The organism is Blastococcus sp. VKM Ac-2987 (genome assembly GCF_026967805.1).
Lineage (GTDB): Bacteria > Actinomycetota > Actinomycetes > Mycobacteriales > Geodermatophilaceae > Blastococcus.
Genome location: NZ_JAPVBG010000001.1, coordinates 441,977 through 466,917, shown reverse-complemented (window position 1 = coordinate 466,917; position 24,941 = coordinate 441,977). Strand labels below are relative to the sequence as shown.

At 74.9% G+C, this 24,941-nt stretch carries 27 protein-coding genes; 20 read left to right on the top strand and 7 right to left on the bottom strand.

Going from position 1 to position 24,941, the window contains the following annotated elements:
• Position 1: 1 nt before the first annotated feature.
• Complete coding sequence (locus tag O2W17_RS02270; RefSeq protein ID WP_269190771.1) at positions 2-457, bottom strand: MarR family winged helix-turn-helix transcriptional regulator; 456 nt, start codon at positions 455-457, stop codon at positions 2-4.
• 77 nt (positions 458-534) lie between these two features.
• Between O2W17_RS02270 and O2W17_RS02265 the strand changes: the two genes are divergently transcribed.
• Positions 535-1,209 (top strand): maleylpyruvate isomerase family mycothiol-dependent enzyme, encoded by a 675-nt coding sequence (locus O2W17_RS02265; protein WP_269190770.1) that lies wholly within the window; start codon positions 535-537, stop codon positions 1,207-1,209.
• Between the two features lie 114 nt (positions 1,210-1,323).
• Here O2W17_RS02265 and O2W17_RS02260 read toward each other — a convergent pair whose 3' ends face one another.
• Positions 1,324-2,094 (bottom strand): enoyl-CoA hydratase-related protein, encoded by a 771-nt coding sequence (locus O2W17_RS02260; RefSeq protein WP_269190769.1) that lies wholly within the window; start codon positions 2,092-2,094, stop codon positions 1,324-1,326.
• A gap of 49 nt (positions 2,095-2,143) precedes the next feature.
• On the opposite strand from O2W17_RS02260, the gene hemW reads away from it, so the two are divergent.
• The 6 genes from hemW to O2W17_RS02230 all read left to right on the top strand — a co-directional run bounded on the left by hemW (position 2,144) and on the right by O2W17_RS02230 (position 7,537).
• Positions 2,144-3,382 carry a radical SAM family heme chaperone HemW gene (hemW, locus tag O2W17_RS02255; protein WP_269190768.1) on the top strand — a complete coding sequence of 413 codons (1,239 nt, stop codon included), beginning with the start codon at positions 2,144-2,146 and terminating at the stop codon, positions 3,380-3,382.
• 351 nt (positions 3,383-3,733) lie between these two features.
• Positions 3,734-4,048: a TraR/DksA family transcriptional regulator gene (locus O2W17_RS02250; protein ID WP_269190767.1), complete on the top strand. Its 315-nt coding sequence runs from the start codon at positions 3,734-3,736 to the stop codon at positions 4,046-4,048.
• Between the two features lie 94 nt (positions 4,049-4,142).
• Positions 4,143-5,051, top strand: a complete 909-nt coding sequence (locus O2W17_RS02245; protein ID WP_269190766.1) for an ATP-binding cassette domain-containing protein — start codon at positions 4,143-4,145, stop codon at positions 5,049-5,051.
• Positions 5,048-5,791 (top strand): ABC transporter permease, encoded by a 744-nt coding sequence (locus O2W17_RS02240; RefSeq protein WP_269190765.1) that lies wholly within the window; start codon positions 5,048-5,050, stop codon positions 5,789-5,791. The genes O2W17_RS02245 and O2W17_RS02240 overlap by 4 nt, the downstream gene beginning before the upstream one ends.
• Positions 5,792-5,810: 19 nt before the next feature.
• The gene (locus O2W17_RS02235) at positions 5,811-6,935 is read left to right on the top strand and encodes a sensor histidine kinase (RefSeq protein WP_269190764.1); all 1,125 of its coding nucleotides are present in this window, start codon (positions 5,811-5,813) and stop codon (positions 6,933-6,935) included.
• Entirely contained in the window at positions 6,932-7,537 is a 606-nt protein-coding gene (locus O2W17_RS02230; protein WP_269190763.1) for a response regulator transcription factor, read from the top strand. The genes O2W17_RS02235 and O2W17_RS02230 overlap by 4 nt, the downstream gene beginning before the upstream one ends.
• Position 7,538: 1 nt before the next feature.
• Here O2W17_RS02230 and O2W17_RS02225 read toward each other — a convergent pair whose 3' ends face one another.
• Positions 7,539-7,913 carry a type II toxin-antitoxin system VapB family antitoxin gene (locus O2W17_RS02225; RefSeq protein WP_442864532.1) on the bottom strand — a complete coding sequence of 125 codons (375 nt, stop codon included), beginning with the start codon at positions 7,911-7,913 and terminating at the stop codon, positions 7,539-7,541.
• 257 nt (positions 7,914-8,170) lie between these two features.
• On the opposite strand from O2W17_RS02225, the gene hrcA reads away from it, so the two are divergent.
• Genes hrcA through O2W17_RS02210 form a run of 3 tightly spaced genes read left to right on the top strand, consistent with a single transcriptional unit; the run spans position 8,171 to position 11,108 of the window.
• Positions 8,171-9,193 carry a heat-inducible transcriptional repressor HrcA gene (hrcA, locus tag O2W17_RS02220; RefSeq protein ID WP_269190762.1) on the top strand — a complete coding sequence of 341 codons (1,023 nt, stop codon included), beginning with the start codon at positions 8,171-8,173 and terminating at the stop codon, positions 9,191-9,193.
• 14 nt (positions 9,194-9,207) lie between these two features.
• Positions 9,208-10,353 (top strand): molecular chaperone DnaJ, encoded by a 1,146-nt coding sequence (gene dnaJ, locus O2W17_RS02215; RefSeq protein WP_269190761.1) that lies wholly within the window; start codon positions 9,208-9,210, stop codon positions 10,351-10,353.
• Between the two features lie 2 nt (positions 10,354-10,355).
• Positions 10,356-11,108 (top strand): 16S rRNA (uracil(1498)-N(3))-methyltransferase, encoded by a 753-nt coding sequence (locus O2W17_RS02210; RefSeq protein ID WP_269190760.1) that lies wholly within the window; start codon positions 10,356-10,358, stop codon positions 11,106-11,108.
• 133 nt (positions 11,109-11,241) lie between these two features.
• On the opposite strand, the gene O2W17_RS02205 is transcribed toward O2W17_RS02210, so the two are convergent.
• The 3 genes from O2W17_RS02205 to O2W17_RS02195 all read right to left on the bottom strand — a co-directional run bounded on the left by O2W17_RS02205 (position 11,242) and on the right by O2W17_RS02195 (position 14,545).
• Positions 11,242-12,855 (bottom strand): PhnE/PtxC family ABC transporter permease, encoded by a 1,614-nt coding sequence (locus O2W17_RS02205; RefSeq protein ID WP_269190759.1) that lies wholly within the window; start codon positions 12,853-12,855, stop codon positions 11,242-11,244.
• On the bottom strand, positions 12,852-13,532 hold the full coding sequence (locus tag O2W17_RS02200) for a phosphonate ABC transporter ATP-binding protein (protein WP_269190758.1): 681 nt from the start codon (positions 13,530-13,532) through the stop codon (positions 12,852-12,854). Before O2W17_RS02200 ends, O2W17_RS02205 begins: the two co-directional genes overlap by 4 nt.
• Before the next feature lie 62 nt (positions 13,533-13,594).
• Positions 13,595-14,545, bottom strand: coding sequence for a putative selenate ABC transporter substrate-binding protein (locus O2W17_RS02195; protein WP_269190757.1), 951 nt, complete (start codon positions 14,543-14,545; stop codon positions 13,595-13,597).
• A 327-nt stretch (positions 14,546-14,872) separates the two neighbouring features.
• Here O2W17_RS02195 and O2W17_RS02190 point away from each other — a divergent pair, with 327 nt between their 5' ends.
• The 10 genes from O2W17_RS02190 (at position 14,873) to O2W17_RS02145 (ending at position 24,326) form a co-directional block, all read left to right on the top strand.
• The gene (locus O2W17_RS02190; RefSeq protein WP_269190756.1) at positions 14,873-16,054 is read left to right on the top strand and encodes an ABC transporter substrate-binding protein; all 1,182 of its coding nucleotides are present in this window, start codon (positions 14,873-14,875) and stop codon (positions 16,052-16,054) included.
• 135 nt (positions 16,055-16,189) lie between these two features.
• Positions 16,190-17,065: a branched-chain amino acid ABC transporter permease gene (locus O2W17_RS02185; protein WP_269190755.1), complete on the top strand. Its 876-nt coding sequence runs from the start codon at positions 16,190-16,192 to the stop codon at positions 17,063-17,065.
• Entirely contained in the window at positions 17,065-18,888 is a 1,824-nt protein-coding gene (locus O2W17_RS02180) for a branched-chain amino acid ABC transporter ATP-binding protein/permease (RefSeq protein WP_269190754.1), read from the top strand. Before O2W17_RS02185 ends, O2W17_RS02180 begins: the two co-directional genes overlap by 1 nt.
• Entirely contained in the window at positions 18,885-19,607 is a 723-nt protein-coding gene (locus O2W17_RS02175; protein ID WP_269190753.1) for an ABC transporter ATP-binding protein, read from the top strand. The genes O2W17_RS02180 and O2W17_RS02175 overlap by 4 nt, the downstream gene beginning before the upstream one ends.
• Before the next feature lie 27 nt (positions 19,608-19,634).
• Positions 19,635-19,994, top strand: a complete 360-nt coding sequence (locus O2W17_RS02170; protein WP_269190752.1) for a histidine triad nucleotide-binding protein — start codon at positions 19,635-19,637, stop codon at positions 19,992-19,994.
• A 61-nt stretch (positions 19,995-20,055) separates the two neighbouring features.
• Entirely contained in the window at positions 20,056-20,877 is an 822-nt protein-coding gene (locus O2W17_RS02165) for an enoyl-CoA hydratase/isomerase family protein (protein WP_269190751.1), read from the top strand.
• 136 nt (positions 20,878-21,013) lie between these two features.
• Positions 21,014-22,126 carry a PhoH family protein gene (locus O2W17_RS02160; RefSeq protein WP_269190750.1) on the top strand — a complete coding sequence of 371 codons (1,113 nt, stop codon included), beginning with the start codon at positions 21,014-21,016 and terminating at the stop codon, positions 22,124-22,126.
• Between the two features lie 5 nt (positions 22,127-22,131).
• Entirely contained in the window at positions 22,132-22,635 is a 504-nt protein-coding gene (gene ybeY / locus O2W17_RS02155; RefSeq protein WP_269190749.1) for an rRNA maturation RNase YbeY, read from the top strand.
• Entirely contained in the window at positions 22,632-23,987 is a 1,356-nt protein-coding gene (locus O2W17_RS02150) for a hemolysin family protein (protein ID WP_269190748.1), read from the top strand. The genes ybeY and O2W17_RS02150 overlap by 4 nt, the downstream gene beginning before the upstream one ends.
• A 6-nt stretch (positions 23,988-23,993) precedes the next feature.
• Positions 23,994-24,326, top strand: coding sequence for a cytidine deaminase (locus O2W17_RS02145; protein WP_269190747.1), 333 nt, complete (start codon positions 23,994-23,996; stop codon positions 24,324-24,326).
• On the opposite strand, the gene O2W17_RS02140 is transcribed toward O2W17_RS02145, so the two are convergent.
• Complete coding sequence (locus O2W17_RS02140; RefSeq protein ID WP_269190746.1) at positions 24,323-24,910, bottom strand: hypothetical protein; 588 nt, start codon at positions 24,908-24,910, stop codon at positions 24,323-24,325. The genes O2W17_RS02145 and O2W17_RS02140 overlap by 4 nt on opposite strands.
• Positions 24,911-24,941: the final 31 nt, after the last annotated feature.

Below are 24,941 nucleotides of genomic sequence, written 5' to 3'. Positions count from 1 at the left end.
CTCAGCGGTAGGGGTCGGTGATCTCGCGCAGCGCCGTGAGCGAAGCCCGCAGCTGCCCCCAGCGCCGCTCGCCCAGGTGCCTGCGCCACTCGTCCTCCACCTCGGCGACGACGGCCGCGGCCACCGGCTGGGCCGCCGTCCCGCGTTCGGCGAGGCGCACCAACCGGGCGCGCGCGTCGGTCGGGTCGGGCGTGCGCCGGACGTAGCCGGTGCGCTCCAGCTGGTCGACCAGGTGACCGGCGGTCTGCTTGGTCACCTGCGCCGCCTCGGCCAGCTCGGTCAGCCGGGTCCCGGCGGGGCCGATCCGCTGCATCAGGCGGGCCTGCGCGGGGGTGAAGTCGTCGAAGCCCGCCCGTGCGAGCGCCTCGAAGACCCGGTTCTCGAGCGCGCGGTAGGGGATGAAGAGGAGCAGCCCGAGGTTCAGCTCGTCCTCGGTCGGACCGGGTTGGGCCGTCATCGACATCCTCGTTGACCGAAGTCAGATCATCGAACTACATTGGTTCGAGGATCGTACTAGTTCCTGGGGAGCGCGTCATGGGACCGCAGCCGACCCGAAGCATGGACGTCGACGCCGTCTGGGCGGCGACCGACCGCCAGCGCCTCGACCTCGCCGACCTGCTGGACGAGCTGACCGACGAGGAGTGGGAGCACCCGTCGCTCTGCGCGGGCTGGCGGGTGCGCGACGTCGCCGCCCACCTCGCACTGGCGCAGACCGGACCGGCTCGTGCGACCGCCGATCTGGTCCGCGCCGGCGGCAGCCTGCAGCGGATGATCCACGACAGCGCCGTCCGGTCCGCCGCGGTGCCGCGGGAGCAGGTGGTCGCCCGGATCCGCGGCATGGCCGGCTCGCGACGCAAGGCCCCCGGCATCAGCCACCTGGAACCGCTGCTCGACGTGCTCGTGCACGGCCAGGACATCGCGCTGCCGCTCGGCCGTCCCCGCGCCATGCCCGTCGATGCCGCGGTGACCGCGGCCACGCGCGTGTGGGACCTGCCGTGGCCGATGTCCACCACGTTCTCCGCCCGGCGGCGGCTGCGGGGCCGGCGGCTGGTGGCGACCGACGTCTCCTGGTCGGCGGGGGAGGGTGACGTCGTCGAGGGGCCGATCGAGGCGCTGCTCCTGCTGCTCACCGGCCGGACGGCCGCAGCGCGGGATCGGCTCTCCGGCCCCGGCGCGGCCGGGCTCCGCCAGGCGCGCCGCGCACGGTAGGACCTCGCTTCCCGGCGAAGCAGGATCCGAGCTGCCGGGAAAGTCCTGTGAGCACGGTCCGTCTCTGCCCAGCCTGACTGGGCAGAGACGGACCGAGCCGGGAACCGTCCCCGCTCAGCCGGCGGAGGGCACCCAGCGGGCAGGGCGCTTCTCGCGGAACGCGGCGATGCCCTCCTGCCCCTCCTCGCCGGCGAAGAACTGCGCCGAGAGGTCGAGCACGTCGTCGAACCGCAGCTCCGGCTGCCGGGCGCGCAGCAGCCGCTTGGTCGCCGCCAGCGCGGCCGGGGCGCCGGCGGCCAGTGCGGTCAGCTGACCGGCGAGCACCCCGTCCACCTCGTCGTCGGCCGCCACGAGGTCGACCAGCCCACCGGCGGCCGCCGTCGTCGCGTCGAAGACCTCGCCGGAGAGCATCAGCCGGTGGGCGACGTGGGTCGTCATCCGGGGCAGGACCACCGCCGAGATCACCGCCGGCACCAGCCCGAGGCGCACCTCGGAGAACGCGAAGGTCGACGACGACGCCGCGACGACGACGTCGCAGGCGGCCAGCAGCCCCACCCCGCCGGCGCGGGCCGGGCCGCGGACGACGGCGACGACGGGCTTGGCCGCGGACCACACCAGCGACAGGAGCTCGGGGAACTCGCGCACCCCCTGGTCCTCCGACGAACCGCCGGAGGCCTCGGCGAGGTCCATGCCGGAGCAGAACACCCGGCCGGTGTGGTCGAGCACGACCACCCGCACCGCGTCGTCGGCCAGGGCCTCCTCGAGCGCCGTCCGCAGCTGGGCGCGCATCGCCCGGGACAGCGCGTTGCGGTTGGCGGGGGAGTCGAGGGTCAGCGTGGCGACGCCACCGGACACGGACACCTGGAGCACTCGGTCGGAGGTCACGTCCGGCATCCTGCCGCGCCCGGGCCCGCGCGCGGCACACTGGGAGCAGATGAACACCGTCCTGCCGCTGCTGAACGACGCGGGCCCGCCCCCCGGGTCGCCGGGCCCCGACCGGCTTCCCGAGAGCGCGCGTGCCGACCTGGCCACCACGCCGTTCGGGCTCTACGTGCACGTGCCGTTCTGCGCGACCCGCTGCGGCTACTGCGACTTCAACACCTACACCTCCGAGGAGCTGGGCCCGGGGGCGAACCGGAGCGAGTACGCCGGCACCGCGATCGCCGAGCTGCAGCGGGCCGTCCGGACCCTCGGGCCGGACCTGCCGACGGTCTCCACCGTCTTCGTGGGCGGCGGCACCCCCACCCTCCTGCCGGCCGACGACCTCGCCGCCGTCCTCGACGCGGTCCGGGACCTCTTCCCGGTGGCCGACGACGTCGAGGTGACCACCGAGGCCAACCCCGAGACGGTCTCGCCCGCCTCGCTCACCCGGCTCCGCGAGGCCGGCTTCACGCGGGTGAGCCTGGGCATGCAGTCCGCCGCCCCGCACGTGCTGGCCGCGCTGGACCGGCGGCACACCCCGGGCCGCGCCGTCGAGGCCGCGCACGAGGCCCGCGCCGCCGGGTTCGAGCACGTCAACCTCGACCTGATCTACGGCACGCCGGGGGAGACCGACGCCGACTGGGCCGCCTCGCTGGACGCCGTCCTCGCCTCGCCTGTGGACCACGTCAGCGCCTACGCGCTGATCGTCGAGGAGGGCACGAAGCTCGCCCGCCGGGTGCGGCGGGGCGAGCTCCCGATGCCCGACGACGACGTCCTCGCCGACCGCTACGAGCAGGCCGACGCCACCCTGAGGAGCGCGGGGTTCCGCTGGTACGAGGTGTCCAACTGGGCCACCTCCGACGCGGCGCGCTGCCGGCACAACGAGCTGTACTGGGCCAACGCCAACTGGTGGGGGATCGGCCCGGGGGCGCACAGCCACGTAGGCGGGCTCCGCTGGTGGAACGTCAAGCACCCCGCCGCCTACGCCGACCGCCTGGCCCGGGAGGAGAGCCCCGCCCAGGACGCCGAGCTGCTCGACGACGCCGACCGCGCCCTGGAGGCGGTCATGCTCGGCCTGCGGCTGCGCGACGGGCTGCCGCTGACGGCGCTGACCGCGACCGGCCGCACCCGCGCCGCCGAGGCGGTCGCGGAGGGCCTGCTGGAGGCACTGGCGCACGCCGCCGGCCGCGCCGTCCTCACCGATCGGGGCCGGCTGCTGGCCGACGCGGTGGTCCGCGACCTGACCGACTGAGCCCGCGCCGCTCCCGGAACCTCACCCGGACGGGCGGGGTCGCCGGGCCGGTTCTGGGCTATGGTCCCCGTTCCGGCAACGGCGCCGGGGGAATCGAGGGGGTGGTCGGCGGTGTTCCTGCCCGGAGTACGCCCGGCCCCGGCCCCACCGTTCGCCCTGTCCGGCGGTGTGCGGCTCGCCCTGGCGATGAACCGTCGCGCTCGCGGACTGCGCGGGCTCGACGTCCTGCGCCGCAGCCAGGACCGGGCCCCGCCGCAGCGCCGCTGACTCCAGCCGGGAGTCGCTCCCGCCCGTCCTGACGCGCCACCGACCGGTGACCGCGTCCTTCCGCGTTGCCAGAAGGAGATCCGCATGTCCGCCAGCACCGATGCCATGACCGCCTCTTCGGCGGACCGCTTCCGCACCCTGCTCGAGACCCAGCGCACCGACGCTGTCCGGCAGCGGGAGGAGGCGCTCGCCGAGTGCGCCACCTCCGTGCCCGACCCGGTCGCCCAGCGCCGCAGCGCCGACCTTCAGGTGACGATCGAGGAGATCGACGCCGCCCTCGCCCGGATCGACGCCGGCACCTACGGCCGGTGCACCGGCTGCGACGCCGCCATCCCCGAGGAGCGGCTGGAGCTGCGCCCGTTCGCCCGCACCTGCGTGGCCTGCACCGCCGCCGCCTGATCCACCGGTCGCCGGCCGGACCTGACATCCGTCAGATCCGACCGGCGACGTCCGGCACTACTGGCCCGGATCCGGCCCCGGCAGGCTCGGGAGCATGGAATCCGCACCCGCCCTCGAGATCCGCGGGCTGACCGTCCGCTACGGCAGCACGGTCGCCGTCGACGACCTCTCGCTCACCATCCCGCGAGGCCAGACCGTCGCCCTCCTCGGGGCCAACGGTGCCGGCAAGTCCACCGTCGTGAACGCCGTCCTCGGCCTGCTCAACCCGGCGGCGGGGTCCCTGCAGCTGCTCGGCCGGGACCCGCGGGACGCCGTCCGCGCCGGCAGCGTCGGCGCGATGCTGCAGCACGGCGGCCTGCCCACCGAGGCCCGGGTCGGCGAGGTCATCGACCTGGTCCGGCGCAGCTTCCCGACGGCCTGGCCGCTGGACGACCTCGTGGTCACCGCCGGCATCGACGGCCTGCTCGGCCGCCCGGTGGACGCGCTCTCCGGTGGTCAGCGGCAGCGCGTCCTGCTGGCGCTCGCCCTGGCCGGCGCCCCGCCGCTGCTGCTCCTCGACGAGCCGACCTCGGCCATGGACGTCGAGGGACGCCGCGCCTTCTGGACGACGATGCGCGGGCTGGCCGACCGCGGGCACACGGTCGTCTTCGCCACCCACCACCTCGACGAGGCCGATGCGGTCGCCGACCGGGTGGTCGTCGTCGCCGGTGGCCGGGTGGTCGCCGACGGCACCACCGCCGAGGTCAAGGCCGGCGTGAGCGGCCGCACCATCTCCTTCACCGCCGCGCCGGACCGCCGCCTCGACGGCATCCCGGCCGTCACCGCCGTCAGCCGAGAGGGCGCCACCGCGACCCTGGTGACCGCCGACGCCGACACGACCCTCCGGGCGCTGCTCGCCGACGGCGGGCTGCCCGACCTGGAGGTGCGCGGCGCGACGCTCGAGGACGCCGTCCTCTCCCTCATCTCCACCCGCGGCACGACCCCGATGGGAGCCACCCGATGAGCCCGCTGTTCGCCTTCCAGCTGCGCCGCGTCGCCCGGAACAGGCAGTTCGTCTTCTTCACCGTCCTGCTGCCGGCGCTGTTCACCGTCTTCCTGACGGAGATCATCGGTGGGCAGATGGCCGGCGCGGCCGAGCGTCAGGACGTCGCGGCGTCGATCATGGTCTCGATGATGGCCTACGGCGCCATCGGTGCCGCCCTGGGTGCGACCATCCGGATCTCGTTCGACCGGGCCTCGGGCTGGCTGCGCCAGCTGCGGGTCACCCCGGTGCCGCAGACGGAGGTCTTCGCCGTCGACGTCGTCGTCGGCGTGCTGCTCACCCTGCCGAGCCTGCTCGTCGTCGCCCTGGTCGGCCGGTTCGTCAGCGGGGTCCAGTTGGACCCCGGCACCTGGCTGGCCCTGGTGGCCGCGCTCTGGGCGGGCTCCAGCGCGTTCGTGGCGCTCGGCATCCTCGTCGGGCTGGCGCTGGACGAGAAGGCCGCCGGTGGCGCGATCGGCATCCTCGGCGTCGTGCTGGCGGCGCTGGGCGGGCTGTGGTGGCCGGTGGAGATGCTCCCCGGGGCGATGCGCGGCCTGGCGTACACGCTGCCCTCCTACTGGTACGCCGAGCTCGGCCGTGGCGTGGTCAGCGGGGGGTGGGCGATCGCCGCCGTCCTGGTGCTGGCCGCCTACACCGCCGGCTTCGGGGCGCTCGCCGTCCTGGTGGCGCGCCGGCGGCCGCTGTACGCCGTCGCCGGCTGACGTGGCTACCGTCCCCCGCATGGAGGAGCCGAGCCGCTGGCAGCAGCTGGGCTGGGCGCTGCCGTGGCTGCTGTTCCAGCTCTTCCCCGTGCTGGACCTGATCGCCACCCCGCGGCCGGCCGGCGTGCGGATCGCCGCGGCACTGCTGCTGGCCGTCTTCACCGCCGCCTACCTGACGGTGTTCGCCCGCGCCTTCGCGCCCGGCCGCTCGCCCGCCTACCGCGAGCTGGTGGTCGTGGCGGTGCTGGGCATCGGGCTCGGGTTCTGGCTGGGGACGCCGTGGGCCGGGCTGATGATCTACCTCTCGGCCGCGGTGGCCGTCACCCTGCCCGACCGCTGGATCTGGCCGGCCGTGGTCGGGGCTACGGCGGTGTGCGCCACGGTCGCCGCGCTGGAGGGCGCGCTCGGCAACGTCTTCTTCCTGCCGCTGCTGTGCCTGCTCACCGCGTTCGCGCTGCGCGGCACCCGCTACCTGATCACGGTCAACTCCGAGCTCACCGAGGCGCGCGAGGAGCTGGCCCGCCACGCCGTGGCGGGGGAGCGGCTGCGCTTCGCCCGCGACCTGCACGACCTGCTCGGCCACAGCCTGTCGCTGATCGCGCTCAAGAGCGAGCTGGCCGGCCGGCTCGCCGAGCGCGACCCGGTGCGGGCCAGGCAGGAGATGGCCGACGTCGAGGCCGCCGCCCGGCGCGCGCTCGCCGAGGTGCGCGACGCCGTCAGCGGGTACCGCCAGGTCAGCCTGGCCCAGGCGCTGGTCGAGGCCCGCTCGGCGCTGTCGGCCGCCGGCATCACGTTGCGCGCCCCGGCGCCCGGCGAGCCGCTGCCCGGGCCGGTGGACGCGGTCCTGGGCTGGGTGGTCCGCGAGGCGACGACGAACGTGCTGCGGCACAGCGACGCCCGCACCGTCGTCGTCGGGCTGACCACCAGTGCCGACCAGGTCGAGCTGACCGTCACCGACGACGGGCGGGGCAGCACCGCGCCGGCCGGGGACGGGCTCAGCGGGCTGGCCGAGCGGGTGGCGAGCGCCGGCGGGCGCCTGGCGCACGGCCCGGCCGACGGCCGCGGGTTCCGCCTCGCCGCCGTGCTCCCGACGGCCGCACCGGTCACGGCCGGGCGCGCCCCGGAGCAGGCGGTGTCCCCGTGATCCGGGTGCTGCTCGCCGAGGACCAGACGATGGTCCGCGGGGCGCTGCGCGCGCTGCTGGAGCTGGAGGAGGACATCGAGGTCGTCGCCGAGGTCGGCCGCGGGGACGCCGTCGCCGCCGCCGCGGTCGAGCACCGGCCCGACATCGCGCTGCTCGACATCGAGATGCCCGGCGCCGACGGGATCACCGCCGCCCGGGAGCTGCTCACGGCGCTGCCGTCGTGCCGGGCGGTGATCCTCACGACGTTCGGGCGGCCGGGCTTCCTGCGCCGGGCGATGGAGGTCGGCGCCGCCGGGTTCCTGGTGAAGGACGCCCCCGTCGCCGAGCTGGCGCAGGGCATCCGCGCGGTCATGGCCGGCGAGCGGGTCATCGACCGCGATCTCGCCGCCGCCGCGCTGGCGATCGGTGCGACGCCCCTGTCCACCCGCGAGGCCGACGTGCTGCGCGCCGCGGCCGGGGGCGCGACCGTCGCCGACATCGCCGGCCGGCTCTTCCTCTCGGAGGGCACGGTGCGCAACTACCTGTCGTCGGCCATCGGCAAGACCGGGGCGCGTACCCGGGTGGAGGCGGCGCGGGTGGCCGAGGAGAAGGGCTGGCTCTAGGTCAGCTGCCGCGCGGGCCGGGGACCGGGGGCTGCGCCGGGATCGAGGCGGTCGCCGGCCCCGTCTGCGTCTGCACCGGCGTGAGCGCGTCGAGGTCGAGCACCCGCACGTGGATGACGGTGCGCTGCTGCAGCGCCGCCCGCAGCGCCCGGTGCAGCCCGTCCTCGAGGTAGAGCTCCCCGTGCCACTGCACCGCGTGCGGGAACAGGTCGCCGTAGAAGGTCGAGTCGTCGGCCAGGAGGGCGTCGAGGGCCAGCTCGCGCTTGGTCGTCGTCAGGGTGTCCAGCCGGACCTGCCGGGGCGGGATCATCGCCCAGTCGCGGGGGGCGAGCCCGTGGTCGGGGTACGGGCGGCCGTTCCGCACGCCTTTGAAGATCAGGGGACCGACCTCCGTTCTCAGCCCCGTCCGGGGGCACCGACCGACCCCACCCTAGCCGCCGCCGGGACCGGCCGTGACCGGTCGCGCGGCAACGGCCGTCCGCCCCGCGAGCCGTGCGACGGCACCGTCGGGCGGACGTATGCTGGCTTGGCACTCTGTCCGTGCGAGTGCCAGGCCGGGGCCGGCCCGCCGTCGCGGGTCCGGCATCCCGGGGGTGCTGCACGGCGCGTCGACCGGTACGGGGAGGTGTCACCGTGGCGCACGACGAACGCCGCCTGGAGGTGCTCCGGGCCATCGTCCAGGACTTCGTCTCCACCAACGACCCGGTGGGCAGCAAGGCCCTCGCCGAGCGGCACGACCTCGGCGTGTCCCCGGCGACCATCCGCAACGACATGGCCGTGCTCGAGGAGCAGGGCTACATCACCCAGCCGCACACCAGCGCCGGCCGGGTGCCCACCGACAAGGGCTACCGGCTGTTCGTCGACCGGCTCTCCGCGGTCAAGCCGCTCTCGGCCGCCGAGCGGCGCGCGATCGAGCGGTTCCTCGACGGCGCCGTCGACCTGCACGACGTGCTCGGCCGCACGGTCCGGCTGCTCGCCCAGCTCACCCGCCAGGTCGCCGTCGTCCAGTACCCGACGCTCTCCCGCAGCGCCGTCCGGCACCTGGAGGTCGTGCAGGTCGCGGCCGGCCGGCTGCTGCTGGTGCTCATCACCGACACCGGGCGGGTGGAGCAGCGCGTCGTCGACTGCCCGGCCGACGTCGACGCCGGTGCCGTGCCGGAGCTGCGGACCCTGCTGAACTCCGCGTTCGCCGGGGTGAAGCTCGGCGAGGCGGGGGACAAGGTGTCCGGCCTGATGGAGACCGCGCCCCCGCACCTGCGGGGCCTGGTCGCCACCGTCGGCGCGACGCTGATGGAGACCCTCGTCGAGCCCAGCGAGGACCGGCTGGTCATCGGGGGGACGGCGAACCTCGCCCGCGGCAGCGCGATGGACTTCCCCGGCACGATGCAGCCGCTGCTCGAGGCGCTGGAGGAGCAGGTCGTCGTCCTGCGCCTGATGGGCGAGGTGGACGCGAGCACCGTGCTGGTACGGATCGGTGAGGAGAACGCCCACGAGGCGCTGTCGGGCGCCTCGCTGGTCACCGTCGGGTACGGCTCCGCCGACCGGTCGCTGGGCGGCCTCGGTGTCGTGGGGCCGACCCGCATGGACTACCCAGGGAACATGGCCGCGGTCCGTGCCGTGGCCCGCTACGTCGGCCACCTGCTGGCCGAGAGCTGAGGACGAGACCTTCTATGGCAACCGACTACTACGGCGTGCTGGGCCTGGCCCAGGGGGCCACGGACCAGGACATCAAGCGCGCCTACCGGCGGCTGGCCCGTGACCTGCACCCGGACGTCAACCCCGACCCCGAGGCCAAGGAGCGCTTCCAGGAGGTCACCCGCGCCTACGAGGCGCTGACCGACCCGGAGAAGCGGCGCATCGTCGACCTCGGCGGCGACCCGTTCGACGCCGGCGGCGGCGCCGGCGCCGGCTTCGGCGGAGCCGGGTTCGGCGGAGCCGGGTTCGGCGGCCTGGGCGACATCATGGACGCCTTCTTCGGGGGCGCGGCCACCCGCGGGCCGCGCAGCCGCACGCGCGCCGGCCGGGACGCGCTCATCCCGGTCGAGCTGGAGCTCGACGAGACGGTGTTCGGCGTCACCAAGGACCTCACCGTCGACACCGCCGTCCTCTGCGACACCTGCGCCGGCGCGGGTACCGCACCTGGCACGCACGTGGCCACCTGCGGCACCTGCGCCGGCCGCGGCGAGGTGCAGAGCGTGCAGCGGGGCTTCCTCGGCCAGGTCGTCTCCAGCCGCCCCTGCCCGACCTGCTCGGGCACCGGCCAGGTCATCCCCGAGCCGTGCCCCAAGTGCGCCGGCGACGGCCGCGTCCGGGCCCGCCGCACCCTGTCGGTGAAGGTGCCCGCCGGGGTCGAGGACGGCATGCGCATCCGGCTCACCGGGCAGGGCGAGGTCGGCCCCGGTGGCGGCCCGGCCGGCGACCTCTACGTGGAGGTGCACGAGCGGCCGCACGACGTGTTCACCCGCGAGGGCGAGGACCTGCACTGCCGGGTGACCCTCCCGATGACGTCCGCGGCGCTGGGCACCACCCTCAACCTCAAGACGCTGGACGGCGAGGAGGAGCTGGACATCCGCCCCGGCACCCAGTCGGGCAGCGTGCTGACCCTCCGCGCGCACGGCGCTCCCCGGCTGAGGGCCACCGGGCGGGGCAACCTGCTGGTGCACGTCGAGGTGCAGACGCCGACCCGGCTCGACGGCGAGCAGGAGAAGCTGCTCCGGGAGCTCGCCGCGCTGCGCGGCGAGGACCAGGCCGATTCGCACCACGAGGCCCAGGGCGGTCTCTTCTCCCGGGTCCGCGACGCGTTCAACGGGCGCTGAGCATGAGCACCCCGGGCCCGGAGCTGGACGGCGCGCCCCTCTTCCTGCTCGACGAGCTGCCGGAGACCGAGGAGCTGCTGGTCGCCGGGCCCGAGGGGCGGCACGCCGTCGAGGTGCTGCGGCTGCAGCCGGGGGAGCGGGTGCACGTCGGCGACGGCCGGGGCATCCTCGCCGAGGGCGACGTCGTCGCCGCGGGGCCCGAGGGGCTGCGGGTGGCGGTGCGGGCGCGCTTCGAGGTGCCCGAGCCGGATCCCGAGTTCGTGCTGGTGCAGGCGCTGCCGAAGGGTGACCGCGGCCCGCTGGCGGTCGACCTGGCCACCGAGCTCGGGGTCGACCGGATCGTGCCGTGGCAGGCGTCCCGCTGCGTGACCCGCTGGCGCGACGACCGGGTGGGCAAGGGCGTCGCGAAGTGGCGCGCCGCCGCCCGCGCCGCGAGCAAGCAGTCCCGCCGGCCGCGGCTGCCCGAGGTCACCGAGCCGATGACCACCCGCGAGGTGTGCGGGCTGCTGGACGACGCCGACCTCGCCGTCGTCCTGCACGAGCAGGCCCGCCGTCCGCTGGCGGAGCTCACCGTCCCGCAGGCGGGCGCGGTCGTGATCGTCGTCGGCCCGGAGGGCGGTCTCTCCGACGGCGAGGTGGTCGCCTTCCGCGCGGCCGGCGCCGAGTCGGTGCGGCTGGGGCCCGAGGTGCTGCGCACCTCCACGGCCGGCGCCGCCGCCCTCGCCGCCCTGTCCATCACGACGCGCTGGAAGTAATCACGCCCGGTGTGCCGCGACGCGGGGCCCTGTTGATCAGGTGACCTGGTCATTCCGGGTCCTGGCTCACCGTCGACGCTGAGCCAGGACCACACCAGGTGAGCCAGGACGCGGGGAGCCGGGCATCGTCCGGTCATCGCAGGGCGGCGCGGGCGCGGTCGCTGACCAGGTCCACCAGGAAGGTGAGCAGCACGATCGCGGCCAGCACGGTGGTCACGGCGGGCCAGTCGAACGCCGACGTCCGGGCCGAGAGCAGCACCCCGATGCCGCCGGCGCCGAGCAGCCCGACGAGCACGGTGTCGCGGATCGCCACCTCCCAGCGGTAGAGCGACAGCGCCAGCACCGGACCGGCGAGCGCCGGGGCGGAGCCGTAGAGCCACCGGCCGACGGGGGAGGACCCCATGGCGCGCAGCGCCTCGGCCGGGCGCCGGTCGGCCTCCTCGACGGCCTCGCCTACCAGGCGGCCGAGCACGCCGAGGGTGTAGACCCCGAGGGCCAGCGCACCGGGCAGGACGCCGGGCAGCAGGACGAACAGCAGCACCAGCGCCCACACCGGCGGCGGGACGGCGCGCAGCAGGAGCAGCGCCAGCCGGGTGAGCGCCCCCGCGGTGCGGCGGACCGGCCCGGCCGGACCATGCGGACGCGCCGCGAGCGCGGCCAGCGCCACCGCCCCGGCCGCGGCGAACGCGATCGCCAGGACCGACATCCGCAGCGCGTCCAGGGCGGTGGACCAGACGTCGCCGAGCAGCTCGCCGTCGACCGCCGGTGGCCACGCGGCCGAGCCGAGGTAGGCCAGCTGCTCGCGGGTGCGCGCGGAAACCAGCGCGGCGGGGGAGAGCGCCAGGTACCAGAGCGCCCACCCGACCCCGGCGACGACGGCGAGCACCGCGCCGGCAGGCAGCGGATCGCGCCGGTACCCCGTGCGTCGGGGCGCCGCGACCCGTCGGCGCACGGCCCGGCCGCCGACGTCGGCCAGCAGGCACAGCAGGGCGAGCGCGTAGACCGTCGTCCACACCTGCTCCCAGCGCAGCGAGGTGAACGACAGGGCGAGCTGGTACCCCAGCCCCCCGGCGCCGATCAGGCCGAGGACGACCGCCGACCGGACCGCGCACTCCAGCCGGTAGAAGGAGTACGAGAGCAGCCCGCCGGAGGCTGCGGGCAGCAGCCCGTACAGCGCCGCCGTCCCCCGCCCGGCGCCCGCCGCGAGCAGGGCGTCGTAGCTACCGCGGGGCACCTCGTCCAGCAGGTCGGCGAAGACCTTGGCGGTGATCGCCCCGTAGGGGGCGGCGATGGCCAGCACGCCCACCCACGGGTCCAGGCCGAGGACGTTGACCAGCAGCAGGCCCCACACCGCCTCGTGCAGCCCCCGGGGCAGCGCGAGCACCCCGCGGGTCAGCAGCCAGCCGGTGCGCCGTCCTCCCCAGGCCGTGCGGGAGACCGGGACCGCGGCCAGCGCCCCGAGCAGCACGGCCAGCCCGGCACCGAGGACGGCGTAGGCGAGGGTCACCAGGGTGGAGCCGGCGACGACGCGCAGGAACCCGCCGTCCAGCTCCGGGCGCAGCGCGGCGGACAGGAAGCGGCCGGCCTGACCGGCGCCGGCCGGGTTGAGCACCGGCCCGGAGAACAGCCCGCTGCCGGCCAGCGCCCAGCCGACCAGGACGACGCCGGCCAGCGCCCACGCCCACCGGCGCCGGTCCCGGTGCAGCCGGGCCGCCGGGGGCGCCGCCCGGTCGAGGACGGTCGTCACCGGGTGACCCCGTAGAACCGCTCCAGCTCCACCACCGTCAGGCTGCGGGCGGGGGCGTCCAGCACCACCCGGCCGGCGGCGAGGCCGACGACCCGGTCGCAGTGCCGCAGGGCCAGGGCGGGGTCGTGCAGGCAGGCCAGCAGCGCGCCGCCCCGGCCGGTCGCCAGGTCGCCCAGCAGGCCGAGGGCGAGGTCGGCCAGGGCCGGGTCCAGGGCGGACGCCGGCTCGTCGGCGAGCACCAGGTCGGGCTGCTGCACGAGCAGCCGGGCCAGCGCCACCCGCTGCCGCTGCCCGCCCGACAGCCGGTCGGTGCGCTCGTACATCCGGTCGGCGAGCCCCACCCGGCCCAGGGCGTCCCGCACCGTGCCCGGGTCCTGCGGGCGGAGCAGCGACCACGCCGCCCGGGAGGCCGGCCACGAGCCCAGCCGCCCGGCGTTCACGTTGTGCACCACCCGCAGGGCGCCGGTCAGCTCCAGGTGCTGGTGGACGGTGCCGGTGCGGGCCCGCAGCCGGCGCAGCTCCCGGCCGCGCAGCGCCGTCGGGTCGCGCCCGAGCACCCGCACCTGCCCCGCCGCCGGGGTCACCGCGCCGTTGAGCACGTTCAGCAGCGTCGACTTGCCCGCACCTGACGCGCCGACGACGGCGACCCGCTCGCCCGCGGCCACGGCGAGGTCCACCCCGGCCAGGGCGGGCGTGCCGCCGAAGCGGACCTCGATGCCGGTGAGCCGCGCGACCTCGGTCAGTTGACCAGCCCCAGGTCGCGGCCGATCTGCTCGATCTGGTCGTAGTTCGCCGCCTCCGTGGGCACGAAGGACCCGGCCCCGAACAGCTCGAGCACCTCGGCGTCGGCGGGGACGTCGGCGGACAGCCCGGTGAAGTAGCCCGTCAGCCGGTCGGGCAGGTCGGCGCCGAACCGCTCGACCGCGCGGGGGCCGAGCAGCCAGTGGTAGTCGTGGTAGGCCGGGGTCCGGGCGTACCGGACGACCGCCGGGTCGATCTCGCCGGCGGCCGCGCGCGACTCGTAGACCTGCTCGTTCAACACCCCGGCCTGGTAGCTGCCCGAGGCGACGAGGGACAGCGTCGCGTCGTGCGAGCCGGAGAAGCCCGGGCCGCCCGGGAAACCCTCGGGGTCGACGCCCTGCTCGGCGAGGAAGTACGCCGGCATCAGCCGACCCGAGGTCGACGTCTCGCTGCCGTAGGTGAAGCGCAGGTCGCCGAGCGGGGTCAGGTCGTCGGACGGCGCCAGGCCGGTGCCCGCGTTCACCACGAAGACGGAGTGGAAGTCCTCGTCGATGTCGCGCTGGGCGATCGGGACGGCGCCGGGGGTCTGCAGCCGGGCCTGCACGCCGGTGAGGCCGCCGAACCAGACCAGGTCCAGGTCACCGGTGCGGAACAGCGAGACGGCGGCGGCGTAGTCGGTGACAGGCACGTACTCGACGTCCAGGTCGAGGGCCGTGGAGAGCGAGTCCGCCACGGTGCCGTGCAGCCGCTGCAGGACCTCGGGGTCCTGGTCGGGGATGGCGCCGATGCGCAGCGGACCCGGGTCGTCCGTGGAGCCGGCGGCCGGCGACGTGCTGCCGCAGCCGGCGAGGACGGCGACCAGCAGGAGCGCGGCGATGCGTCGGAGGAGCGGGAGGGGAGCGGATCCGGGATCGAGGCCACCCGACCGGGCGGCGGCGGGGCCGCGCACTACGTGCGCGCAGGGGGGACGGGACGGGACACGACGGCCTCCGGCGAGAGGGGGAGAGGGGGCGACCCATCCTGCACCCGGTGTGGTGGGCCCGGCGCGCCGTGCCGCCGACGCGCGATCCCGGCGATCCGGCCGGTCACGTTCTGGGCACGCTTCCCACGCCCCTGTCAGAGGGCGACCGCGAGGTGCCTAGTGTGACGCCCGTAACCAGCCGACCGGATGCGGTCGGCCCACGACGCCCGGGTGCCACGGACCGGCCCGTCCGCCAGTGATGCGCGGCCGCCTCGTCGCGGCCGGCGCGGGCGTCGTGCTCGACAAGGGAGAGACATGCGCACCAAGCTCCACACCGTCGCCGCGGCCGGCGCCGCGGCCCTCCTCCTCGCCTCGTGCGGCTCCGGTGAGTCCGGCGGTGGCGGGGACTCTGCCGCCTCCGGCGGGCTGACCGGCGAGGGCAGCGGCGAGTCCTGCACCATCGAGGGCGAGGTGCCCCTCGGCGCGGTGCTCAGCCTCACCGGTGCCGCCGCCAGCTACGGCGAGTCGCAGCAGCGCGGCCTGGAGCTCGCCGCCGGGGAGCTGGCCGAGCAGGACGGCGTCACCTACGACCTCACGATCGAGGACGACCAGACCGACCCCCGCCAGGCCATCACGCTGTTCGAGCAGTTCGTCTCCGACGGTGCGAGCCTGATCATCGGGCCCACGCTGTCCAACGCCGCCGTCCAGGCCGACCCGATCGCCCAGGAGGCCGGCGTCCCGGTGCTGGGCATCTCCAACACCGCCGCGGGCGTCACGGAGATCGGCGACTACATCTTCCGCGACTCGCTCACCGAGCAGGCGGTGATCCCGCAGACGATCGCCCAGGCGACCGAGCAGTTCGGGCTCGAGGACGTCGTCGTCATGTACAGCAACGACGACGCGTTCACCGAGTCCGGCTACGAGGCGTTCGCCGCCGCGCTGGAGGAGGAGGGCGTGACCGTCAGCGAGACGATCACCTTCTCCAAGTCCGACACCGACTTCCGCGCGTTGCTGACCCAGGCCCAGGAGAGCGACCCGGACGCGCTGGTCGTCTCGGCGCTGATCGAGGCCGCGGTGCCGCTGGTGACCCAGGCCCGCGAGCTCGGCATCGACGTCCCGATCATCGGTGGCAACGGGTTCAACAACCCGACGCTGATGGCCGACGCCGGCGAGGCGGCCGAGGGCGTCGTCGTCGGCGCCGCGTGGAACTCCTCGTCCGACAACCCGGAGAACCAGGCGTTCCTCGAGGCCTACGAGGCCGAGTACGGCGCGCAGCCCGACCAGTTCGCCGCGCAGGCCTACACCGGGCTCAAGCTGGTCGACCAGGCGGTGCGGGCGAACTGCTCCGCCGAGCGCGACAGCATCCAGGAGGCGCTGGGCCAGATCGAGGACGTGCCCACCGTCCTCGGCGAGTTCTCCATCGACGAGAACCGGGACGCCGACCACCCGGCCGTCGTGCAGGTGGTCGAGAACGGCGCGTTCGCCGTTCTGGAGTGATCCGGCGCGCGGTGCCGGCCGGCCGACCGGCCGGCACCGCGCTGCGACCCCGCCGGGGGCCCGGTCCTCGGACCGGGCCCCCGGCGGCGTGTCGGCTACCGTGCCCGGGCACCCACGACGAGAACAGGCAACGCTGTGCAGCAGCTCCTCAACGGCATCTTCATCGGCTCGATCTACGCGTTGTTCGCCATCGGGTTCACGCTGGTCTTCGGCATCCTCGACCGGCTGAACCTCGCGCACCCCGCGGTCTTCGCCGCCTCCGCCTTCGTCGGCATCGAGCTGGTCGAGCGGGGTGGCCTCTCCCTCTGGGCCGCGCTGCCGATCGTGTTCGTCTTCGGCGCCGTCCTGGGCCTGGTCATCGAGCGCGTGGCGTTCCGGCCGCTCAAGAACCGGCCCGACGCCCACTTCGCCGGGCTGATCTCCTCGATCGCGCTCGCCGGCATGCTGATCGCGGTGCTCCAGTGGCGCTACGGCCCGGACACCCGCCGCTTCCCACCGGGCTCGTTCCCCGACACCCGGTACGAGGTGTTCGGTGCCCAGGTCACCCTCGTGCAGGTGGTGATCCTCGTGGTCTCCCTGGCCCTGATGGTGGGGCTGACCTACATGGTCACCCGGACCCGGCTGGGCCGGGGGATGCGCGCGGTCGCGGAGAACCCGACGGCGGCGCGGGTGCTCGGCGTGAACGTCGACCGGGTCACCGCGGTCACGTTCGCGATCTCCTCGGCGCTCGGCGCGGTGGCCGGCGTGCTGTTCGCCATCAACGTGAACACCGCCCAGCTGGGCATGGGCGCGGCGATCGAGCTCAAGGGCCTGGCCGTCATCATCGTCGGCGGCATGGGCTCGCTGCCGGGCGCGCTCATCGGCGGCCTGCTGCTGGGCCTGGCCGAGGTGTTCGCCGTCCAGTACATCGGCTCGTCGTGGGTGAACGTCATCGCGTTCGGCCTGCTGTTCGTGATCCTGCTGCTGCGCCCGCAGGGGCTGCTCGGCGCGCGGAAGGTCCGGGAGGTCTGATGCTGGGCCAGTACGCCACCACGCTGACCTTCATCGCCCTCGGGGCGATCTTCGCCTACTCGTTCTACGCCGTCCTGATCGCCGGGCAGCTCAGCCTCGGCCAGGCCGGGTTCGCCTCCCTGGCCGCGTTCTCCGGGGCCTACCTGGCCCCCAGCGGGGACGACGTCGGCGACGTCGCCGCACTGCTGATCGCCGTGGCGATCGGCATGTCGGTCGGTGCGATCGGCGCCGTCGTCCTCGGCCTGCCGACCATGCACCTGCGCGGGGTCTTCCTGGCCATCGCCACCCTGGGGTTCGCCGAGGCGGTCCGCGTGGTGCTGCTCAACCAGGAGTGGACCGGCGGCGCCCAGGGGCTCGGGGTGCCCCGGGTGCTCACCGTCGGCATGGCCTGGACCGCGCTCGCGCTGGTCGCCTACTGGTTCTGGCGGATGGGGCGCTCGCGCTACGGACGGGCCCTGGAGGCCATCCGCGAGGACGAGCTGGCCGCCCGCTCCATGGGCATCGACGTGGGCCGCCACCGGCTCGCCGCGTTCGTCACCGCGGGTGCGGTCGCCGGCCTGTACGGCGTCCTCTACGCCTACTACGTCCGGCTCATCGCCCCCAACGACTTCGACTTCGTCGCGGCCGTCGAGGGGCTGGTCACCGCCGTGGTCGGAGGCTCCACGATGTTCCTGGGGCCGCTGCTGGGCAGCGGGTTCCAGACGATCGTCCCGGAGATCCAGCGGGCGGTCGGGGTGGAGGCGGGCTGGATCCGGCCGTTCCTCGCCGGCCTGCTCCTGCTGGTCGTCATCCTGTTCCTGCCCGGAGGCCTGGCCAGCCTGCTGCCGCGCCGGACCCGGATGCCGTCCGGTGCGGCCGACGACGACGACACCACCGGCCTGGCCGGTCGCCGTCACCCGGCCGCCGGCGAGCCGGTGATCACCCTCGCCGGCCTCGGCAAGGAGTACGGCGGGGTGCACGCGGTCCGGGGCGTGGACCTGGAGATCCGGGCCGGCGAGGTCGTCGGCCTGATCGGCCCGAACGGGGCCGGCAAGACGACCCTGGTGAACATGATCAGCGGGCTGGTCCCGCCCAGCTCCGGCAGCGCGACCGTGCTCGGCACGGCGATCGGCAGCACCCCGGTGCACCGGATCGCGGCGGCCGGGGTGAGCCGCACCTTCCAGCACTCCAAGCTGTTCAACCGGCTGTCGGCGCTGGAGAACGTCCTGGTCGGCGCCCACCTGGTGAGCCGGCCGACCTTCCTGCGGCGGCTGCTCTGGCTGCCCTCGGCGCGCCGGGACGAACGGGCCGCGCTGCGGCAGGCGGCGCGCTGCCTGGAGCGCGTGGGCCTCACGGACCTCGCCGCCAGCCGGGCGGAGGCGCTGTCCTACGGCGACCAGCGCCGGCTGGAGATCGCCCGGGCGCTGGCCTCCGACCCGTCCCTGCTCATCCTGGACGAGCCGGCCGCGGGGATGAACCACGTCGAGGCCGGGCGGCTGTCGGAGCTGATCAGGTCGCTGGCGCTGGACGGGCTGACCATCCTGTTCATCGAGCACAACGTCGGGATGGTCCTGCAGACCTGCACCCGGGTCGTCGTCCTCAACTTCGGCGAGGTGATCGCGAGCGGCACGCCGGACCAGGTCGCCGCCGACCCGGCGGTCATCGAGGCCTACCTGGGCTCGGCCGACGACGACGCGGACGGCGGCCCGCTCGCCGGCAGCCCCCGCGCGGGCGCCACCGCTGCCGGTGCCGAGGCCGCGCCCCCGGATGCGGTCGCGAACCTGAGGCCCGGCGCCGCCGGCACCCTGGACACACCCGACTCCACCCCGAGGGATGCGACATGAGCGACCCGATCCTCACCGTGGAGGACCTGCGGGTGACCTACGGCCGGGTCGAGGCGGTGCGGGACGTCTCCTTCCGGGCCGAGCAGGGCTCGCTGGTGACGCTGGTCGGGGCGAACGGGGCCGGCAAGTCCTCGGTCATCAACGCCGTCTCGGGCATGCTGCGGCCGGCCGGTGGGCGGATCACCTTCGAGGGCCAGGACATCACCCGGACCCCGGCGCACAAGCTGGTGGGCCGGGGGCTGGTGCAGGTGCCCGAGGGCCGGCAGATCCTCGCCACGCTCACCATCGAGGAGAACCTCCAGATGGGCACGTGGCACTCGGGGGCCGGCGGTGCCCGCTCGGTGGACGCGATGTACGACCGGTTCCCGGTGCTGGCCGAGCGGCGGGCGCTGCCGGCCGGTGCGCTGTCCGGCGGCGAGCAGCAGATGCTCGCCATCGCGCGCGCCCTGGTGGCGGAGCCGACGGTGATGCTCATGGACGAGCCGTCGATGGGCCTGGCCCCCAAGATCGTCGACGAGGTGTTCCGCGTCATCGAGGAGATCCGCGCCTCGGGGACGACCGTCGTGCTGGTGGAGCAGAACGCCCGCCGGGCGCTGCGCGCCGCCGACCACGGGTACGTGCTGCAGAGCGGCGAGGTCGTGCACGCCGGGCCGGCCGGGGAGCTGCTCGCCGACGAGCGCATCGTGCAGGCCTACCTCGGCGTCGAGAGCGGCGGCTGACGGCCCGGCCCGGTTAGGGTCGGCGGCGTGACCGACTGCCTGTTCTGCCGCATGGTCGCCGGTGAGATCCCCGCCGACGTCGTCCACCGCACCGACCGGGTGCTGGCCTTCCGCGACATCAATCCGCAGGCCGCGACGCACGTGCTGGTCATCCCCACCGACCACCACCCGACCGCCGGTGCCCTGGCCGAGAAGGACCCGGCGCTGATGGGCGAGGTCGTCGCCGCCGCGCACGCGGTGGCCCGGCAGGAGGGCCTGGTCGCCGGCGACGGCGCCGAGCCCGGCTACCGGCTGGTGGCGAACACCGGTCCGGCCGCCGGGCAGACCGTCCACCACGTCCACCTGCACGTGCTCGGCGGCCGCGAACTCGGCTGGCCGCCCGGCTGAGCGGGCGCCCTCCGGGACGGCCGTGGCTGCGGCTCGAGTGGGAGGCTGAGAGGGTGGGGGCATGGCCGAGAGCACCGCACCCCTCCGCATCGAGCGCGACGGGGACGTCGCCGTCGTCGTCCTGGACAACCCGCCGCTCAACCTCTTCGACGCCGCGACGTTCGACGCGATGGAGACGGTGGCCGGCGAGCTGGTGGCCCTGACCGATCCGTCGCGGGCCGACCGGGCCCGCGCGGTGCTGGTCGAGGCGCGCGGCAAGGTGGTCTCCGGCGGGGTCGACGTGACCTACTTCCGCGACATCGCCGAGGGCCCCGAGCCGGCCCGGGTCGGCGGGGAGCTGTGGGAGCGGCTGCTGCGGGTGGCCAACACGTTCGAGGACCTGCCGGTCCCGACCGTCTTCGCCGCGCACGGCCTGTGCCTGACCGCCGCCTTCGAGCTGGCGCTCTCCTGCGACATCCTCCTGGCCGCGGAGAAGGCGTCCTTCGGCCTGGTCGAGATCGTCGTGGGTCTCACGCCCTCGATGGGCGGGCCGCAGCGGCTGGCCGAGCGCGCCGGGCCCGCCCGGGCCAAGGAGCTCGTCTACACCGGTGAGCGCTACCCGGCCGCCGTGCTCGAGCGCTGGAACGTGGTGAACCGGGTGCTGCCGGACGAGGGCTTCGCCGAGGCGGCCCGCGCGTACGCGCACCGGGTCGCCGCCGGCCCCACCGTGGCGCACGCGGCGACCAAGCAGCTGGCGAGCATCGCCGTCCGCGAGGGGGCCCGCGCGGCCGACGCCCGGGTGCCGGAGCTTTCCGGGCCGCTGTTCGCCACCGACGACCTGCGCGGCGCGGTCGCGTCCTTCCTGACCGACGGGCCGGGGAAGGCCACGTACACCGGCCGCTGACCCGGACGGGCGAGCCGGGATTCGGGTCGGCGCGCGCGGGTAGAGTCGACCGGGTCATCGGTGCGGGTCCCCGCACTTCGCCGTCGCAGGAAGGCAGGGTCGAGGGTTCTTGCCCGACACCTCCCCGAACGTCCCCGTGCCAGGTGCCCCCACGTCCCGTGAGGCATCGGCGCAGGCCGCCGCGGCGGACGGCGCGTTCGCCGATCCGTCCGCCGTCCCCGCCGCCGTCCGGGCCACCATCACCGTCCCCGACAGCGTCCCCATGGTCTCCCTGCTGGGGTCGGCCGACGAGCTGCTCCGGCTCGTGGAGGCCGAGGTCGACGCCGACGTGCACGTGCGCGGCAACGAGATCGCGGTCACCGGGCAGCCGGCCGACAACGCCTTCGCCGTGCGGGTCTTCGACGAGCTGATCGCGCTCATCGGCACCGGGCAGCAGCTGCGCCCGGACTCGGTGCGCCGGGTCATCGCCATGCTGAAGGCCGGCGGTTCCGAACGCCCGGCCGACGTGCTGAGCCTGGACATCATCAGCCGGCGCGGCCGCACGATCCGGCCCAAGACGCTGAACCAGAAGCGCTACGTGGACGCGATCGACTCGCACACGGTGGTCTTCGGCATCGGCCCGGCCGGCACCGGCAAGACCTACCTGGCCATGGCCAAGGCGGTCCAGGCGCTGACCACCAAGCAGGTCAACCGGATCATCCTGACCCGGCCCGCCGTCGAGGCGGGGGAGCGGCTGGGCTACCTGCCCGGCACGCTGTCGGAGAAGATCGACCCGTACCTGCGGCCGCTGTACGACGCGCTGCACGACATGGTGGACCCGGAATCCATTCCTCGTCTCATGCAGTCCGGAACAATTGAAGTGGCGCCATTAGCCTACATGCGCGGTAGAACGCTCAATGATGCATTCGTAATTCTCGATGAAGCGCAGAATACGACTGCTGAGCAGATGAAGATGTTCCTCACCCGGCTCGGTTTCGGCTCCAAGATCGTGGTCACCGGTGACGTCACGCAGGTCGACCTCCCCGGTGGCGCGCAGAGCGGCCTGAAGATCGTCCGCGAGATCCTCGACGGGATCGAGGACGTGCACTTCGCCAACCTGACCAGCACCGACGTCGTCCGGCACCGCCTGGTCGGCGACATCGTCGACGCCTACGAGCGGTGGGACGCCACCCGGCAGCCCCCCGGAACGTCCCGGCCGGCCGCGGGTGCGCCGGTCCGGCCCACCCGCCCGCGCCGACAGGGGAGCTGACCGCCGTGCCCGTCGAGGTCTCCAACGAGTCCGAGATCGCCGTCGACGAGGCCGAGCTGGCCGGCATCTGCCGGTTCGTCCTCGGCGAGATGAAGGTCAACCCGATGGCCGAGCTGTCGGTGCTGTGCGTCGACGTCGACTACATGAGCAGCCTGCACGAGCGGTGGATGGGCGAGAAGGGCCCCACCGACGTGCTGGCCTTCCCCATGGACGAGTTCGACACCGGGCGGCCCGACGACCCCGAGCCCGGCCCCGCGCTGCTCGGCGACATCGTGCTGTGCCCCGCCGTCGCCGTCCGCCAGGCCCGGGCCGCCGGTCACACGATGGACGACGAGCTGGTGCTGCTGGCCACCCACGGCGTGCTGCACCTGCTCGGGTACGACCACATGGAGCCCGACGAGGAGAAGGAGATGTTCGGTCTCCAGTCGACGCTCATCGATGCCTGGCGCGCCGCTCCCCGCGAGCCGGTGACCGGTGCGCCGGCAAGGCAGGAGCCCGGTCCCCGATGAGCGCCAGCGCGATCACCAGCCTGGCGATCGCCGTCCTCCTGGTCCCGCTCGCCGGCCTGTTCGGCGCGATGGAGGCGGCCCTCCAGCGGGTCTCGAAGGCCCGCGTGGAGGAGCTGCGCCGGGACGGCGTGAAGCGGGCGGCCGCCCTGGAGGAGGTCGTCGCCGAGCGGGCGCGGCACGTCTCGCTGCTCCTGCTGCTGCGCATCGTCTGCGAGATGCTCTCCGCGGTCATCGTGGCGCTGCTGTTCTTCGACCTGTGGGACAGCACGCTGCAGGCGGTCCTGGGCGCGGCCGGGGTCATGACGGTGGTCAGCTACGTGCTGGTCGGCGTCGGCCCCCGCACGCTCGGCCGCCAGCACGCCTACGGCACCGCGCTGGCCACGGCCGGCATCGTCCGGCTGCTCGGCCGGGTCCTCGGCCCGGTCGCCACCCTGCTGATCCTCGTCGGCAACGCGATCACCCCCGGGCGCGGCTTCCGCGACGGCCCGTTCTCCTCGGAGGTGGAGCTGCGCGAGCTGGTCGACATGGCCGAGGAGCGCGGCGTCGTGGAGTCCGGCGAGCGGAACATGATCCACTCGGTGTTCGAGCTCGGCGACACGATCGCCCGCGAGGTGATGGTGCCGCGCACCGACGTCGTCTGGATAGAGCGAACCAAGACCGTCCGCCAGGCCCTCGCGCTCGCGCTGCGCAGCGGCTTCAGCCGGATCCCGGTCATCGGCGAGAACGTCGACGACGTCGTCGGCGTCGTCTACCTCAAGGACCTCGTCCGCCGGTCGCAGCACAGCGCCGACCAGCGCGGCCCCCGCGTCGAGGAGCTGATGCGCACCCCGACGTTCGTGCCGGAGTCCAAGCCGGTCGACGAGCTGCTCCGCGACATGCAGGCGCAGCGGATCCACATCGCGATCGTGGTCGACGAGTACGGCGGCTTCGCCGGGTTGGTGACCATCGAGGACATCCTCGAGGAGATCGTCGGCGAGATCGCCGACGAGCACGACCGGTTCCAGCGGCCCGAGGTCGAGCAGCTCGACGACGGCTCAATGCGGATCACCGCCCGCCTGCCGGTGCAGGACCTCGCGCAGCTGTTCACCGTGGAGCTGCCCGAGACCGACGACGTCGAGACCGTCGGCGGGCTGCTCGCCCGCGAGCTCGGCCGGGTGCCCATCGAGGGCGCCTCCGCCGAGGTCGGCGGCCTGCGCCTGGTCGCCGAGAGCACCGGGGGCCGGCGCAACCGGATCGACACCCTGCTGGTGTGCCGGCTGCCCGAGCCGTCGGAGGACGGCGACGAGGACACCGACGAGCAGCAGCCGTCGGGGGCCACCCGCGCGGAGCTGCCCGCCGCCGTGGAAGGCTGACGCCCCGTGGCTGAACTGCACCCCGAGGACGCGAAGCTCGTCACCCTGGCCCGGTCGGCGCGCGGCCGCACCGGCGCCGCCGAGGGCGCGGCGGTGCGCGACACCGACGGCCGCACCTACGTGGCGGCGAGCGTGGCGCTGCCCTCGCTCCGGCTGTCGGCGCTGCAGGCCGCCGTCGCGGCCGCCGTCTCCAGCGGGGTGGAGGGGCTGGAGGCCGCCGTGGTCGTCTCCGCCGCCGACGCCGTGGAGCAGGAGGGGCTGGCCGCCGTCCGCGACCTCACGCCCACCGCTCCGGTGCACCTGGCCGGCCCCGACGGGGTGCTGCGGGCCTCGGTCTAGCGGGTCAGCGGGACGCCGAGGGCGTCCGCGAGGGCCTCCGGGTCGCGCGCCCACAGGGTGAGCGCCTGCTCGCCGTCGTCGGTCAGGTACCGGACCGCGACCCGGGTGCGGCCCGGCCACCACCCGCCCCGCTTCTCCGGCTGCGGCCAGCCGGCCGGCGGCCGGCCGGTGCGCACCGCCTGCACCAGCACCGACGGGATCACGGCGGACGGGTCGGTGCGGCTGCCGGCGACGTCGAACGAGAGCCCGTGGTCGGAGACGGTCGTCCGGCGGGTGTTCACGGCGTACACGACGACGCCCGCGACCAGCGCCAGCGGCAGCTCCTCCCAGGCGGCTGACTCGCCCCCGAGCCAGGCGAACAGCGCCACCCAGACCACGACGACCGCCACGGCCAGGGCGAGCGCCACCAGGCCACCGGGCCGGTACTGCCAGTAGCGCAGCGGAGCGGGGACGACGGTCGCCGAGCGCTTGGGCCCCCAGCCGACGACGAAGCGGTGGCCGTGCACCTGCTCCACGTGCAGCCGCCGCTCGCGGTCCGCCGCGGTCCGGGGCGGCCGCGACCGGTTCCGCTCTCGTCCTGGCACGACGGCGATCATCCCAGCCCGCCGCCCCGGG

What these genes read in the sequence shown, in the direction of transcription:
- O2W17_RS02180 (WP_269190754.1), top strand. Translation starts at nt 17,065, where the DNA reads ATGCTGGGCCAGTACGCCACCACGCTGACCTTCATCGCCCTCGGGGCG.
- O2W17_RS02270 (WP_269190771.1), bottom strand. Translation starts at nt 457, where the DNA reads ATGACGGCCCAACCCGGTCCGACCGAGGACGAGCTGAACCTCGGGCTG.
- O2W17_RS02175 (WP_269190753.1), top strand. Translation starts at nt 18,885, where the DNA reads ATGAGCGACCCGATCCTCACCGTGGAGGACCTGCGGGTGACCTACGGC.
- O2W17_RS02210 (WP_269190760.1), top strand. Translation starts at nt 10,356, where the DNA reads ATGAGCACCCCGGGCCCGGAGCTGGACGGCGCGCCCCTCTTCCTGCTC.
- O2W17_RS02235 (WP_269190764.1), top strand. Translation starts at nt 5,811, where the DNA reads ATGGAGGAGCCGAGCCGCTGGCAGCAGCTGGGCTGGGCGCTGCCGTGG.
- O2W17_RS02240 (WP_269190765.1), top strand. Translation starts at nt 5,048, where the DNA reads ATGAGCCCGCTGTTCGCCTTCCAGCTGCGCCGCGTCGCCCGGAACAGG.
- O2W17_RS02150 (WP_269190748.1), top strand. Translation starts at nt 22,632, where the DNA reads ATGAGCGCCAGCGCGATCACCAGCCTGGCGATCGCCGTCCTCCTGGTC.
- O2W17_RS02245 (WP_269190766.1), top strand. Translation starts at nt 4,143, where the DNA reads ATGGAATCCGCACCCGCCCTCGAGATCCGCGGGCTGACCGTCCGCTAC.
- hemW (WP_269190768.1), top strand. Translation starts at nt 2,144, where the DNA reads ATGAACACCGTCCTGCCGCTGCTGAACGACGCGGGCCCGCCCCCCGGG.
- O2W17_RS02265 (WP_269190770.1), top strand. Translation starts at nt 535, where the DNA reads ATGGGACCGCAGCCGACCCGAAGCATGGACGTCGACGCCGTCTGGGCG.
- dnaJ (WP_269190761.1), top strand. Translation starts at nt 9,208, where the DNA reads ATGGCAACCGACTACTACGGCGTGCTGGGCCTGGCCCAGGGGGCCACG.
- O2W17_RS02165 (WP_269190751.1), top strand. Translation starts at nt 20,056, where the DNA reads ATGGCCGAGAGCACCGCACCCCTCCGCATCGAGCGCGACGGGGACGTC.
- O2W17_RS02190 (WP_269190756.1), top strand. Translation starts at nt 14,873, where the DNA reads ATGCGCACCAAGCTCCACACCGTCGCCGCGGCCGGCGCCGCGGCCCTC.
- O2W17_RS02250 (WP_269190767.1), top strand. Translation starts at nt 3,734, where the DNA reads ATGTCCGCCAGCACCGATGCCATGACCGCCTCTTCGGCGGACCGCTTC.